A 14,713-nucleotide genomic window follows, 5' to 3' on the forward strand; every position below is an offset into this window, starting at 1 on the left:
AGACTCTTTCGGCGGAACATAAGAAGCGAGTGGTTCGTCAAACTTGAATAGTGGGTAGATACAGGTTGCTAAGTTCGATAACAGAGGACGATACTGTGGCATCAAACCGAAGACATAGCTGTGACACGGCACTCGTCAGGATGATAAAAAACGATTGGGTTTACCATATGTACTTAATCTTCCAACCCGTAGGGGTCGCTCCTGGGTTAAGTGGCAGCAGAATTTCCCGCTGATCACCTGAAGTCCGAATGACAGGGTCTGTCGGTGTTGGGGACAAGGCCTGGATCGAGAGTCTCCAGATCCCATCGATGAGGTAAACACGCTCCCGGTTCGTAGCATCCGTGGGGGATGTCGGATCAAGTTCGATCTTCTTGGCCGTTGCCAACCGGAACATGAGTTGCTTGTCTGTATCAGCTTTATCGGCATCAGCTTTCTTGGTCGTCGCATTGTTCGCGGGTTCTACCTGGATAGTGCGAACAAGATCCGTTGTTGAATCTTGAGGATTCACTTTGAAAGGGGCGAATTCATCGGAAATCTTCTGCTCGTCCATTCCAAAGCGGAATGTAACTCCCTGGGGCGAATGAGGAGCCTTTGACGAAGTATTGCCCTTAGCAGAGGCAGAGGAGTTGATCGGTGTCAGGGCATAGCCTTGGAACTTAAAGCCCTGCTCTCTCGCCGCACCAACTGGCCAGGCCTGATCAGGATGATCCAGATAGGCCAAAGAGCGACCTGCGGGGAAAGTCAGGATGTCGTCGCCGGAAGGGCCGGTAAAACCTTGTCCGCGACCGCTCCAATGTCGTGAGGCATCGATAAACGCGCCATGCCAAATCATAGACAATCGCATGTCGTTGGCATCCCAGGCCAGATTAACTTTCTCTGGAAAAGCCACGCCAATGGCGCGTGGCCCAACACCCTCGATGAAATTGCGATAGACCAGCGGGCCGTTCGTGGCCACCAGTTCAATGGGTTCGCGAACAAGCCCCGAAGGAATCGCAGCCTTATCCCCATCTTCAAGATACCGCCAGACGGCCCGAATCTGTTGATCCGCCTGACCTCCCAAAAGATCAGGAAGGCTTGTTGTGCCAAAAGGCCAGGCCGCAGGCATGCGTGTCCCAGGGCGATATTCCTGAGGATTGCCCAGATAGCGGACAAACCAGTCTTCGCGCAGACGGCTGTGCATCGATGTCAAGTTAATCGCGCGGATGCCAATCGACGGGTATTGACCAAAATCGTGGCATTTAATGCACGATAATGAATTGCCACCCACCATATGACGTCCCGCAGCTTTAACACGATAATCAGGTTCAGTGAAAGGAGGGATGGTTTTCGGATCCGGTTCAGGGCGACGATCCGTTGCAACAAACAGATCCTTCAAGTGTCCAATCGCCCCTGTCCCGTAGCGCGGCATCCGCGTGAGCATATAGTTCTGACGATGAGCCGCTCCTTCATTGAGCAACTTTTCCAGCCAGTCATCGCGAAGTTTATCCCCCACTCCATTGAGTGCAGGTGGCAACCGGCCTTCATCCCCCATTTCCTTCATTGTCGTATCAAAGACGTCATCCCGCTGTGCCTCTGCCCCGCCATACTCACCGCGCTGATGACAGGCATAGCAGTTAAAAGCAAGCATTGTCTGATGAATCTTTGCCGGCCCAGTGACTAATGCCTCCCATGTTTCAGGAGAAGCGGCGGCTTGCTTCAGGTTGGTGAGTGACTCCTGGATCGACTTTTTCTGATCGGCTCGAAGCTGGTAGTGAGCCGCCTTGCCAGTCACAGCATCTGCAAGGCAACCTTTTGAGAGATCGAGTGACGCCAGTGCTTTGGCCGACTGGCTGGGTTTTAACGCCTCTCCGTTGGACTTGTATTCGTGGCATGAGGCACAATTCAAAGTCGTAAATAGCTCACGACCTTTCATCGCTAACTGATCGTCAACTTCAAAGGGTGGTTCGACCGTTGGTTTTTGGTTTGAACCGGGCAGTGGCATCAAAAGCGATTCCAGTGCTTGCCGCGTCAGTTTAGGCCCCTGGACTTCCACCCGCAGTTCAGCACCTCCACCCTGCTGAAAGAATTCCACAGCCAGCGGATATTCCCCTGCCGTCAGTTTGTGTTTGGCATCTTGCGTTTGGGCCGGGTGAATCCCATCCATCGTGACGATGGTCTTGTCGCCGATTTTCAATCGGCTGCCGTCATCCGAGGTGATCCAGAATTGATACTCACCAGTGGTCGGGATTTTGACTGTCCCCCGGAAGACCAGCCCATAATCCTTGTCGCGAAGCGCCACCTCAAGGTCAAAGGCAGAGGCTTCTCCTTGAGCCTTGGGCTTAAGCGAAGAAAAATTGGGCAAGCGATCCCACGTTCCTTCGTAGTAATCGAACTGGAGATTTGCAGGAGCAACGACATCACGGAAGAACCACGCCGTGATTTGACGAATCTCGGGATCTTTCAGATTCAAATTCGGCATCCGACTGGCAGGACGCGCCTCATGCGGATTTCGGAGAAACTGGCTCAAACTCTCGACAGTATATTTTTGTCCGACATGAGCGAGCGAGATCGACGTATTCCAGTCTTTGGCGTCGTCCTTCAACAGATTATGGCATGCCGCACACCCGATTCTGCTGAATGTTTTAGCACCCTGACTGGCCAGACTTCGATCGACAAAACGATTCGTGATCGGCGCATTTGATGCCAGAAAATGCGTCAGCGCCAACGCCGCTGAGTCCCGTTCCTCTTCGGGCAAATTCCCCAACAGATGCGGCATCGTGGTTCCCGGTTTGGAACCATGAGGGTTCTTCAAATATTCCAGAATCCATTGAGGTTTGACCCGCTGAGCCACATCAGTGAGACGCGGAGCCTGCTTCGCATTCCATGTCTTTTTCCAGTCATGATTAGCCGCGTGGCAGGCAGTACAGTTCAATTCTCCAATCAGTAAACGTCCCAGTGCCAATTCATCAACTGGCTTTCGATCTTCCTCTTCATCAGAGGCGTCACCAAGGACGGTACCATGATAGCGGTCATAACCAGCGACTCGAGGAGAAACACTCGCCAGGGGGCCAGCTTCTGCGCCATGGCCGAGCCGGCCATCAGCCAGCATCAATCCCATGACCATCAGCCCTGAGGCCATTAGCCTAGAGACCAGTAGCCCACTTGCCACTGTGGCCCATTGAGTGGCCCATTGAGTAAGGGAGCGTCGAAACGAGAAATCTCTGGGAACACGTAACGTCAATTTCACAGCTGGTAGTATCCTGAAGTTGCGGAACATCTGGCGGCAGCGGGATGAATTTCAGGTGCCAACGGTCGGTGGGCAATCAAACGAGATCTTTGCACTCAAACCACATTCACAAGGCCTTTCTCCTCCCGATTGAGATGCGAGGTGAAAATTCCCAAACAATCAATCGGAAAGTGCTGATGTGTTACCATGTCCACGGGCTGAGAAAAACCCTTTCGTGAAAAATATTTACCAACCGATGGAGCACTGTAAGATTTTTCACGAAAGGAACATCACTCCCGAGGCCGTGGCCGCAACCCCTCTCACCTGTTTTTTCGGCTGGTTTTCCATGCCGATGACATCACTTAACTTGCTCGCTTAATTCGATTCCAGCGGCAAAATACGCAAATTCGCAAACTCGACAGGAAACCCTTCAGCTTGTAAGCCAATCGCACCACTGCTTAAGAAATTTGGCTGTGAAGTCGTGATCTCTTTGCCATTAAGCTTCACCGTCAGTGCCCCCCCCTTGGCCATGACTTCAATCTCATTCCATTCCTGGGGAGGTCGGATCACCTGCTTCTGGCGCTCCCGTTGAAACTCCTGCTGAGCGGGAGCGGCTCCCCCGTTCTCTTTCACTGATCCCAGGTCAACATACTTCCCTTGAATTTCCATAGACAGGGGCCAGACCTTGTGCTCACCCGTGATAAACACCAGCACGCCCGAGTTTTCTTTCAGATCATCGGATGGTGACAAGCTGGCATTCGGGAATCTGATCTCATACCGGAGCCTGAAGTCATTAAACGAAGCTTTGGTAGAGAGGTAACCTTTGGGCTTGCCGACTGTCCGCAGGATCGCGCCCTCTTCACTCCACGTGTGAGGGCCTTCGGGAAAAGAGTCAAAGTCTGCCAGACTCAATCGCAATTCACCATTTTCCAGTGGTGCCATTTCAAGTGCGGGAATGTTTGTTTCTGACTTGATCAATGGCGGATTGGCGGTTGGCGTCCCCGTTTTTGGAGCAGCCGTTTGCGTCCCACAACCTGCCAGGCTGATAGAAAGCATGCCAAAACCTAGAATCCAGCGAGAGAGGGATTGCCCAAAGGAAATCAGGGAGGTGGTCATCAGAGACATCTCTTTCAAATCAGCAGAACATGCGAGACAAGTAGTGCATTGTCAAATGCTTAAAATTCGGGTCTCATCAATGCCAGAAGCGCTCACGGTCTTTTCGGGTGAGTTTTTCGTAGCGATCGGTATCGCTGACGAGTTCATCCAGGTAACCAATCGCCAGTTCCCAGAACATACTTTCGCGTTCTTTGGCCGTAAACAATTTCTGTAGTCTTCGGGAATAAGCACCAAACATATAGACCTGTGTGTGTCGAGAGACAGCATGGTTATTCGCGAGAAGCGCCATTTGTTCGATCTCCAATAGCATCAGCAGAAACCGCTTTTCCATTTCGGCATCTGCGAAGTCTCGAACCAGTTCTCCCTTCTCCAATGCAATAATGTTGGATGCAAGATAACCGTTGGGTGCAAAGAGGCGGTCGTGTGTTTCGATAAAGCGGGCAAGGTTCTCAATTCTTCGGTTCCGCACGAGCGAGAAGGAATTGAGAATAAAGACCAGAAGCGCAACCGTTGCAGCCACAACCGTCGCATAATCGCGGAGGGAACTGGTATCCATCATTGTGGCCTAAGGGATATTGATGACGTATTTCGGCGGACATACTGCGTGAGCTATTTGAAACGCGACATGACTGAACCCGTGTCAAAAAAACACGCGGCGTGCCTGGTATCAAGCACACCGCGTGAGTGTCGCCGCATGAGTATCACAGTAACGTCACTTGAAACAGATTAAGTCGCAGGAGCCACAGGCACCGCAGCGGCAAGACCCGCTCGCAGTTTTTCTTCGCTTTCATGCGAGAGGCTCGTCTGGATTAACGTACCACCAAATTTTTCAATTTCAGCCAGCACTTTATCAGCTGTCATCTGACGAATCAGAACGAACAGAGCAGCTGTTCCCGGCTTGAGGGTCTCACCAAGCTGCTTCATAAAATTGTCGTTGATCCCGACATCGGTCAAAGAACCGGAAAGTGCCCCTGCCCCGGCTCCGACAGCCAAACCAAACAGCGGGTTGAGGAAAATCATCCCGACCAGTGTCCCCCAGAAACCACCGCTCAAGGCACCAGCGGTCGTCAGATCATACATCTGACGCAGCTTGACCTTGCCCTTGTCGTCACGAACGGCCACCACAGCATCGGCCAGATCGATCAGATATTCCTTCTGCATCTTCAGGAGTGCCAGACGCACCTCTTCAGCGGTCAGTTCGTTTTCGTAACCAATTACAACAAGCGATGCCATCAGAGGTTCCTTTGAAGTATTCCAATCGGAAAACAGACCGAATGCCAGTAATCAGGCCACTGTCTCTAAACCATCAGGCATTCAGTCATGCGTCACCAGTGTGGCAATCGCGAGTGCCAGTTGGCAACCCTCAATAAACTGATCTAAATCAATAAACTCTTTTACCGTGTGAATTTCATGTTGTCCGGCCCCCATCGTCACTGTGGGAACACCATGCTTCACCAGCCAGTTGGCGTCGAGACCACCATTGGAGAAGTTGGTTGTCGCTTCAAGTCCCAGCGATTGAGCCGCCAGGATGGCGCGTTGAACCACGGGAGCATCATCCGCAAGATGAAAGGGCGGATAAGCGGCATGCGACGTGAATTTGAGCGTCGCTTTCTGCCCATCGGCACTTGTCACTTGTTCGATGGCTCTTTCAAAGGCTTTCTGGTAAGCGGCTGTGATTTGTGAGGTAAAAGCCTCGTCTGGACTACGGGATTCCCCTTTGAGGAAAACATAGTCCGTCACGACATTGGTCGCGTCGCCGGCCGCCAAACCTTTCTTACCCCCGAAAACGCCAAGATTGCTCGTGCCGTGTCCCTCTGGTTTTTTGACCTTGCCGAACCATCCCTGAGCATGAAGATCGGCGAGAGCCAATGACGCGATGAGTGTCGCGGAGACCCCTTTCTCGGGAGCCACGCCAGCATGAGAGGCCAGACCGTGAATCTCCACGGTAAAGCTTTCCTGTCCCACAGCTCCCGTGATCAGATTAGCGGGAACTTGACTGTCAAAATTAAAGCACATTTCAGCCCCCGAGAGAGCCGCTGGGTCGAGATAACGGGCACCCTGAATGCCACTTTCCTCACGAATGGTGAACAGGAGCGTAATCGGCGGATGTGGCAAATTCTGTTTAAACAGCGTGGCCACTGTCGCAATCAGGACGGCGCAGCCTGTGCGGTTATCGCCACCAAGCCCTGTGCTACCATCGGTCTTGATGCAATTCCCTTCACGAATCGGTTGAGCACCCGCGCAGATCGGAACAGTATCCAGATGAGTCGACAGGACAATTCTCGGGCCGCTTGTTGTTCCCGGTAGCGTCACGAACAGATTGCCCAGTTGACAAGGCAGATCGATTCGAGACGGCGCATCGTCATTGAGAATGCAATCAGCAGGAACACCCACTGCAATCAATTCATTTCGCACAGCATCGGCTATGTCCTGTTCCTGACCACTGAGGCCAGGGACTTTCAGAAGTCGCAATAGCAGTTCAATCGTTGCTTCAGTATCAATTGGTGATGTGTTAGCACCCATGGAAGGTTCCTCGATAGGGGCGTGTGTACTGATAAGTGATGAGTTCAAAATGGCCAACACTACAGCCCCCATGGCAACCCAAGCAGGTACCACGCAATAAAGAGGGCCGTCCACGCAAAGAAGATCACGAAGACATAGGGCAGCATCAAAGAAACAACAGTCCCCACGCCAGCGTTTTTATCGTACTTCTGGGCAAAACCAACCACGAGTGCAAAGTAGGCATTGAGGGGAGTGATCATATTGATAGGTGAATCACCGATACGATATGCCGCCAAGGCCGCTTCAGGATCAACATCCAGCTTGACAAGCACCGGCACAAAGATAGGGGCGAAGATCGCCCATTTGGCAATGGCACCCGTGATGAGAAAGTCGAGCAAAGCCACAACACCGATCAGTCCCAAAAGCAGCCAGAAAGGACCGACATTCGCATCCTTAAGGACATTAGCCATATTGATCGCGAGGATTGTTCCCATATTTGTATAATTAAAGTAGGCCACGAACTGACTAATAATTAATAGCAGAAAGATCGTTCCCCCCAATCCACTGATTGCTTTATTGATCGCATTAATCACGTCATTCGTCTTGGTGATCGTCCCTGCTCCCACCCCATAGCTAATTCCCGTCGCCAGAAAGAGCACCATAATCACGGCAATCAGGCCGTTCATGAACGGAGAATTACCAATGATCGCTCCGGTGACCGGATCGCGGAGCGGAGCACCCGGCGGAAATGTCAATAACCCAAAGAAAATCAGAACGCCCACAAGCGCAAGGCCAGCGTAGAGCAGTCCTTTTGATTCTTCTGGCGACAAGGTTCCCCCCGTCTCCTGCGGTTTTTCGCCAGTGTAACTTCCCAGTCTCGGTTCAATCACTCGTTCTGTAATCAGCGTGATGATGACAGTCAAAAATGGAACCGAGACTAAAGAGAACCAGAGATTGGCTGTCAGCCCAATGGACAATTCGGGATTGACTAGATGAATCGCGTCATTAGTAAATTCGGTTAACACCGCATCCAGCGGCTTAATAAGCATATTTACGGTAAAAGCACCAGCCACAGCGGCAAAACCAGCAGCCAGACCCGCGAGAGGATGCCTTCCAATACTGAGGAACGCCGTGCCTGCAAGAGGGATCAGCACCAGATAACCGGCATCGGCCCCCACGCTCGAAAGAATTCCCACGAAGACAAGAATATAGGCCAGTATGGCCCGCGGAGAGAGAATTACCAATTTGCGGATGAGTGCCTGCACCAGCCCTGCTTCTTCGGCAACCCCCGCGCCCACCATCGCGACAATCATCAGACCAACAGCGGAAAAACCCATGAAATTCGGAATTAACGATGTGTAAATGAAACGGAGACCACTGCCTGTCAGCAGGCTGTTCGCTTTAGCACTCGCTTGTTCAACAGCATGTGTTTCTGCGTTGAGAATTTCGTAATTAACAGCCACTCCAGTCATTTCCATGACATGAGAGAGCACAATCACAAGACCAATCAGGATGAGGAAAATGACGGCGGGGTGAGGAACCCGATTGCCGACGGCCTCAACAAAGTCAAGCAGTTGTTGCATGACTGAAGGGCGAGTTTCGACAGATGCCGTGGGTGCCGAGTCAGGAACTTGATTCATCAGGCCTGCCTTGAAAAACATCAATCACAGAAATTCAAACAGATTGAAGCTTGCGGCTGGATCTCTAGCCAGAAAAATCCTCAATAAATTATCAGCGACATGAGGCCGGGATGTTTTGAACGAAAAAGTCATGTCGCATTGAACGGATCCAGGCCAGAAGACCGTGAAAGAGCGTCGCTGTCAGCATCTGACAAAAAATCAATAAAGCGATACCAGGCATTAGTGAGTGGCCGGATAAAATGGCAACAACCAGGGAACCATCGCCACGCTGATGATCAGCACAATCAGACTCAGGGGAATACCCACTTTAACAAAGTCACCAAAAGAGTAATTGCCAGGCGTGACGACCAGAGTATTCACGGGAGATGAAACGGGAGTCATGAACGCGGTGGAAGCCGCCAGTGCCACAATCATCGCAAAAGGATAAGGTGACGCATTCATGTCAGCAGCCATTGCTAGCGCGACTGGTGCCATGAGAACGGCTGTGGCGGTATTAGAAATAAACATTCCCAGAATCGCAGTGATCAGAAAGAGAAGCGTCAACACCCCGCGCGGCCCGAGGCCATCAGTGATCACCATCAGCCCATCAGCGGCTAACTCGACTCCCCCTGTATTCTGTAGAGCCGTGGAAAAGGGAAGCATACCGACAATCAGGATCAACGTTTTCCAATCAATACAGCGATAAGCCGTCTCGATGGTGATGCAGCGGAACAACCCCATCAGGAGACAGCCAATCAGAGCCGCCTGCACGTTAGGAACGAGACCGCTAATCATCAGTCCGATCACAAGCAGCAGGCAGGCCACAGCCTGTGGGGCTTTACCATGCGCCGGAAGAATGTCGTCGTACTCAGCCGGAAGCTGAAGAGGGATGACAAGATTTCCTTCGTTATTGAGATAGCGGATGGACTTCCATTTTCCGATGACCAGTAAGGTATCGCCAACTTTTAATGTCTCTTTTCTCAATCCCTCTGAAATAGCTGATTTTCCCCGGCGAAGTCCAATGGCCGTCAATCCCGTCCGGCTACGGAATTCACTGGAGAAGAGTGATTGCCCCACCAGATCGGAGTCAGCGGGAATCATGACTTCAACCATGCCGATCTCTTGTGCTCGATCGGTGAAATAGGTGCCAGTCAGTGGCAACGCATCGAGGATGTATTTTTCCCGGAGCGCCTCGGAATCCGCCGGTGGGCCATAGAAGTCGACCAGCAGAATATCACCAGCGTTCAGGATCGTTTTGGCAGTGGGTTGCAGCATCGACCGTTCACGCTCAATGGCCACCACACTGGCATTAATGGAGTCACGCAGGCCCACTTCGTCAATGGATTTCCCCACCAGTGGAGACCCGGCTTTCACTCGCACACGCTGTTCACGATGAGCCAGGTGATACGTTTCGACCCAACTCGCCAGTGTCGGCCGCTGCGACTGTGGAGTGGTTGAGGAAGCCGTGCCAGCGGGCAGCCAGTGACGGGCAAAATACATGTAGACAATCGCTGCCACCAAGATTGGGGCACCGAATGGGGCAAAGCTGAAAAAACGAAAGCCGGTACTATCTGTCGAGTGCTGTTCTGCGAAACGGATCAATTCGCTGTTGACGACAAGGTTTGGCGCCGTCGCCACCAGTGTCATCATCCCGCTGATCAAAGCAGCACAGCTCAATGGCATCATCAGCCGACTGGGTGGCGTTCCCGTGCTATGGCAGATGCGAAGCACAACGGGAATGAAGATGGCCGTGACTGCCGTGGAACTCATGGTGGAACCCAGCCCACAAACAACGATCATCAACAGCACCAGAAGTCTCGTTTCACTGCTTCCCGCCCGGGCACTGAGCCAGTCTCCCAGGCTCCGCGCAACGCCTGTGCGGACAAGGCCATCTCCAATCACGAAAAGGGCGGCAATCAACACAATATTCGGATCGGCGAATCCGCGTAGCGCGTCATTCATCGTAATGACGCCCGTCAACGGAAGCACCGTCAGCATGATCAATGCGACGATGTCCATCCGTGGCTTGTTGGTGGCAAACATGAAGATTGCCAACGCCAAGAGCGCAAGCACCATGCCTAATTCAAACGTCATGTCGATTCCATGGCAGACGTGGAGAGCATCAAAAGAAGATCGATCAGGTTGGCCTGTCAGTCAGCTTTCCTGAAAATCACAGGATTGTTCTACACCCATGATTGCAAGATTGGAAAGCTTGTCGGCAGAAAGTCCTGAAATTTTCGCATCTCTTATCAGGCGAGAATTTTACCGAGATTCTTGCGTCAGTAAGCGGATCGCCAAAGAGCTTGAAGGGAGGCCATGGAAGCAGAGATCCCCTTTTTCAGGTTTTGAATCCCCAGTCAAACGGCATTTTCCTGAGTTAAAAACGCCTGACCCCGCCCATCAGAAATTGTATTGGAAGACCGTCTGGATACGATCCGCGCGGCCTGACTGGCCGTTCTGATTTTCCCGGCGCCCCCACAGGTACTCCACGCCCACAGACATATTCCGCACGGGGATATACCAAAGGCTGGTGGCTACATAGTCAGAGCCAGCGAACGTCGTGCCGGGCATGGCATCTGTATGATCCACATTCACGTTGGAGTATGTGACGTTCGTCATCCAGCGATCCGCCCACCAATGTTCATAGGAGGCGGTCATGCTGTTAATGCCTAATGTCTCAAAACCACCATTGGCAGTGACAGCCCCATCCAGTCCAATGCCGCTCGTATCTTGAATGTATCGAGCAATCCCCGAACCGACAGCAAATTGCAATAGCATCCGACTACGAGAGAGAGGTGTCGGGTTGGCGTCGCGCACGGGGTTGGTTCCCATCAGAACCGCCCACGGATGAAGACTGCCTGTCAGATTGACACCCCACCCTGTACGGCGAGTGACCCCCTCCTCTGTTTCACGGAACCCGATCGACCGGACAATCGACGCAGCCTGAAAATGCCAGAGATCACGCTGATAGCGAAAATGAGCTGTGAAATCGGGAACGTCTTGAACATTGATCCCGAGATTGTCTGTTGTGATATCCGAAAACGGTTGTTCTAACGCAGCAGCAATAAACATATTTTCGCCAATAGGAATCGTCACCCGGCCTAATCCTTGTCGGGAGTTAACCATCCCGTTAGGCCCCTGAAAGTCCGCCGTTCGAGGAAAGACGCTCGCGTCCATGAATACCGTCGTATCCTGCCCGATTCGGAAATAACCATAATCAACAAATGCGAACCGGAGACGAGGGTTACTAGAGGAACCGACGGCGGGTGGATTGCCACTCAGAAAATCAAATTGCACAAACGTATGCACAACCCAGTCGTTGTATTCTGTGGGAGTCCAGGTATCCATACTGATACGTGTGGGTCTGGCGCTATAATTAACGTTCTGGCCGGCGCTTTGTGGGACAGGAATTGTTCGGGTCACAAAGAGATCAGGAGTACCAATCGGATCAAAGTCGTAGTTCGCTCCCATGCGAACAAAACCGCTGAAGCGAAACGCCGTCCCTGTCCCCGGCAGTAAAAATGATCCCGGAACTGGCCCACGGATCACCAGGCGACCAAAGTCCTCAGGGCTGATGGTGGGCGGAGGTGTCAGCTGCTGATACAAACCGGCGCCAGGAGCTTCCTGATAGTCGAGTGGGTAATAGCCTTCAGGGGCATAATCCGCATAAGGCTTAGCTCCCGTTGCAAGATCGTCATAATGCTCTGCCAAGGAGTCATACGCACGTCGCGACGATTCATAAAAATCGGCTGGAAATGGCGCTGCATAGGGCGATCGATAAGCCGGTAACTGTGGCCCGGACTGATAGTTCGTATCAAGACTGCTCTGGAATTGTGCTGGCTGAATCTCTGCCTGAGCCGGGAGAGAAATCAATGGCGTCGAGAAACTTGGTGAATCTGTCGTCTCAGCACCAACTTGTGTTGCACCATTTTGTACTGCCAACGCTGGCGAATCGATTGCAGGCAATGATGAGGGCATTTGGCCGTAAGATTCATTTGCCAGCGTAAACGCCAGTACAAAAACCAGTGCGAATGCCAGTACGAACGCCTGTGCAAACAGAATCAGGCACACTGTCAGCCAGCGCACCGAACTCCTGAACTTGAATGGAACCTGGGAATAACTATTCATGGCTCCGTTTCATTGGCGAGAGGAGCCTGTCTTGCGGCGGATATCGCCACTTGGCGAGGCGTGTGAATGGAAAAGTTATGCTAGTCGTTAATATCGACAAACTTTCCCAAGCCGGTGAGCAAAAAGTCAGCCTCAAAATCGTTTGCCGACCGATCCTGCGGGAAGCATGTGTTCATGCAGGATTGACGCGTCCATCCAACAGGAGTCCGCCGCCACAGCAAGCTAGGTCATCTCTGGTCGTTATCCCAGTCTGATGACCATGCCATTTGCAGCCATTTGAAAAGGACATTTCACCAGACCTCCATCAATCAGCAAAATCACCCTTGCCGCGGGGCAATTACGACATGCTGGAGAAACTGAAGTGGGTAGGTGAACCGGCTAGTAATTAGGTATACAGGGTTTCATCTTGTCGAACTGACAGATCACCGCCTGCATGCAGCAGCACTTTATTGAACATATGGATGCCCAGTCGTCTGCGCCTCTGAAGGCGATGCTGCAGTGCTACTCGTGGGCACTAAACAGGCATGTCTGGAGAAGGTTCACAAAGCGTTTAATGGAATGCCTCAGTCGCTTTTCTCGTTCCATTTTTAGTTGATTTGCGGGAAGCAGTCCCTGTGAGATCGAACGAGATATCATTCTCGCCAACAAAGACTTCGGCAGTCAATGTCGAGGCTTCGTTGTACTGGTCAGGGACAGATTCAGCCACTTCTTTTTCGCCAGTATCTTTATCTGCCCTTTTTGATGTGGTGATGTATACCGTATGCAGTCCTAAGGCCGCTCCAGGAGTTTGATGAGAGTACTCAAGGGCGTATCGACCACTATTGTCGGTTTTACCAACAGAACCGCGTCCTGAACTGGGTTGAAAAGTAATTTCAGCACCAGATAGTGGCGATCCATTAATTGTGACTATCCCAGTGACATGCCCCAGGGGTGGCATATCTGATTTTGTGCAGCCAAAATAGCAAAGACAAATCAAAAATAAAGCTGACCGATACATAAGTAGCCTTTGCGCGAAATGGCGAAGCTGTTGCTGGGGCAAAGTGTTTAGTGCATGCGAGCACCGATGCTGTGTGTGCGAATTTGCAAAAACCTGACAAGGGAGATTCGTCATAGGTTGTTATTAATTTTCACCAACAACCTGACCGTCATCACGTCCTAAAAGTCGTTCATAAGTACTGTCGATCGCTGCCGTGGATTTATTATGATCGATGTTTTCACTGATAAAACGTACTGAACCGTCCATGAATACAAAATGACATCCCCCAGTGTGGAGACTGCTAAAACTGTTGCGAGGATAAGAGGCGCCGTTAAGGTAGGATTCTCCACAGCCTAATGCATCGGCCATGCCGTAATAGCTGTTTGATTGATTGGAAGATGATCCGTAAACATGGGCAGATCCGGGATATTCCGTTTTAGAGGCACTTCCATAGCGTGGGGCCGTCCAGCAACGTTCGCCTAGCAGAATTGTGTTGCTGCTTCCATCGGTGATATCGCGAAATGAGACTTTACTATCTGCCCAGAAAACGCCGTTGACACATCCGATGTCACGCCCTGCAGATGCCGCCGCCGCTTTACTGCTGTAAAGTCTCCATGAGCCTCCATTGCCCGCATAGTTTCCCTTGGTCAGATAAATATTATCTGCTCCCGCTGTTCTTCCGAGGGCGTTGATGTCACGATCCGTCAGATCCGGCCCAATGTCGCTGGGGCAGCGAAAAACACTGACTGGTTTTTGCAACATGGAGACGATCGTTTGATCGAGTAGAGCAACGGACAACCTGCTGGTGCTCACTCCAGCAGTGTTATAGGTATTAGCGAGTTCAAGTTGCGGGAGAATCATGGCTCCCCACGCCCAGTTGCCAAGTTCAGTGCTGACTGAAGTAGGGTAGACATTGACTTGACCAGGGGGAAGTGTACCAAATGCGTCGATATAATTATGAAGGGCCAGGCCTAATTGTTTAAGATTGTTTTTGCATTGGCTGCGTCTGGCTGCCTCGCGTGCCTGTTGAACTGCGGGGAGTAGCAACGCGACGAGTATTCCAATGATCGCTATCACTACCAGGAGTTCGATCAAGGTGAACCCGTTTGCACTTTGTCGTTTTTGTGTTGGCATGTTGGAAACCTTTTTATGAATGTGACAAAGACC

The 14,713-nt window shown here is 51.6% G+C and carries 10 protein-coding genes; all 10 read right to left on the bottom strand.

What is annotated here, in order from left to right:
- Positions 1 to 160 precede the first annotated feature (160 nt).
- On the bottom strand, positions 161 to 3,097 hold the full coding sequence (locus tag SH287x_RS06755) for a PA14 domain-containing protein (protein WP_479517829.1): 2,937 nt from the start codon (positions 3,095 to 3,097) through the stop codon (positions 161 to 163).
- A 483-nt stretch (positions 3,098 to 3,580) separates the two neighbouring features.
- Positions 3,581 to 4,321 carry a 3-keto-disaccharide hydrolase gene (locus tag SH287x_RS06760; RefSeq protein WP_479517830.1) on the bottom strand — a complete coding sequence of 247 codons (741 nt, stop codon included), beginning with the start codon at positions 4,319 to 4,321 and terminating at the stop codon, positions 3,581 to 3,583.
- A 76-nt stretch (positions 4,322 to 4,397) separates the two neighbouring features.
- The gene (locus SH287x_RS06765) at positions 4,398 to 4,880 is read right to left on the bottom strand and encodes a hypothetical protein (RefSeq protein WP_479517831.1); all 483 of its coding nucleotides are present in this window, start codon (positions 4,878 to 4,880) and stop codon (positions 4,398 to 4,400) included.
- Positions 4,881 to 5,047: 167 nt separating this feature from the next.
- Positions 5,048 to 5,554, bottom strand: a complete 507-nt coding sequence (locus SH287x_RS06770) for a DUF1269 domain-containing protein (RefSeq protein ID WP_479517833.1) — start codon at positions 5,552 to 5,554, stop codon at positions 5,048 to 5,050.
- Between the two features lie 81 nt (positions 5,555 to 5,635).
- Positions 5,636 to 6,844, bottom strand: coding sequence for a M20/M25/M40 family metallo-hydrolase (locus SH287x_RS06775; RefSeq protein ID WP_479517834.1), 1,209 nt, complete (start codon positions 6,842 to 6,844; stop codon positions 5,636 to 5,638).
- 59 nt (positions 6,845 to 6,903) lie between these two features.
- Complete coding sequence (locus SH287x_RS06780) at positions 6,904 to 8,463, bottom strand: AbgT family transporter (protein ID WP_479517835.1); 1,560 nt, start codon at positions 8,461 to 8,463, stop codon at positions 6,904 to 6,906.
- Between the two features lie 219 nt (positions 8,464 to 8,682).
- Positions 8,683 to 10,536 (bottom strand): SLC13 family permease, encoded by a 1,854-nt coding sequence (locus SH287x_RS06785; RefSeq protein ID WP_479517836.1) that lies wholly within the window; start codon positions 10,534 to 10,536, stop codon positions 8,683 to 8,685.
- A gap of 306 nt (positions 10,537 to 10,842) precedes the next feature.
- Entirely contained in the window at positions 10,843 to 12,570 is a 1,728-nt protein-coding gene (locus SH287x_RS06790; RefSeq protein WP_479517837.1) for a DcaP family trimeric outer membrane transporter, read from the bottom strand.
- Between the two features lie 550 nt (positions 12,571 to 13,120).
- Positions 13,121 to 13,567 (bottom strand): hypothetical protein, encoded by a 447-nt coding sequence (locus tag SH287x_RS06795; RefSeq protein ID WP_479517838.1) that lies wholly within the window; start codon positions 13,565 to 13,567, stop codon positions 13,121 to 13,123.
- 123 nt (positions 13,568 to 13,690) lie between these two features.
- Positions 13,691 to 14,680 carry a DUF1559 family PulG-like putative transporter gene (locus SH287x_RS06800; protein WP_479517839.1) on the bottom strand — a complete coding sequence of 330 codons (990 nt, stop codon included), beginning with the start codon at positions 14,678 to 14,680 and terminating at the stop codon, positions 13,691 to 13,693.
- Between the last annotated feature and the right edge of the window lie 33 nt (positions 14,681 to 14,713).

It is taken from the genome of Planctopirus sp. SH287 (assembly GCF_056500625.1).

Excerpts from the sequence above, each read along its gene's own strand:
- SH287x_RS06770 (WP_479517833.1), bottom strand. The coding sequence starts at position 5,554 with ATGGCATCGCTTGTTGTAATTGGTTACGAAAACGAACTGACCGCTGAA.
- SH287x_RS06765 (WP_479517831.1), bottom strand. The coding sequence starts at position 4,880 with ATGATGGATACCAGTTCCCTCCGCGATTATGCGACGGTTGTGGCTGCA.
- SH287x_RS06775 (WP_479517834.1), bottom strand. The coding sequence starts at position 6,844 with ATGGGTGCTAACACATCACCAATTGATACTGAAGCAACGATTGAACTG.
- SH287x_RS06790 (WP_479517837.1), bottom strand. The coding sequence starts at position 12,570 with ATGAATAGTTATTCCCAGGTTCCATTCAAGTTCAGGAGTTCGGTGCGC.
- SH287x_RS06795 (WP_479517838.1), bottom strand. The coding sequence starts at position 13,567 with ATGTATCGGTCAGCTTTATTTTTGATTTGTCTTTGCTATTTTGGCTGC.
- SH287x_RS06780 (WP_479517835.1), bottom strand. The coding sequence starts at position 8,463 with ATGAATCAAGTTCCTGACTCGGCACCCACGGCATCTGTCGAAACTCGC.
- SH287x_RS06760 (WP_479517830.1), bottom strand. The coding sequence starts at position 4,321 with ATGACCACCTCCCTGATTTCCTTTGGGCAATCCCTCTCTCGCTGGATT.
- SH287x_RS06785 (WP_479517836.1), bottom strand. The coding sequence starts at position 10,536 with ATGACGTTTGAATTAGGCATGGTGCTTGCGCTCTTGGCGTTGGCAATC.
- SH287x_RS06755 (WP_479517829.1), bottom strand. The coding sequence starts at position 3,097 with ATGGGATTGATGCTGGCTGATGGCCGGCTCGGCCATGGCGCAGAAGCT.
- SH287x_RS06800 (WP_479517839.1), bottom strand. The coding sequence starts at position 14,680 with ATGCCAACACAAAAACGACAAAGTGCAAACGGGTTCACCTTGATCGAA.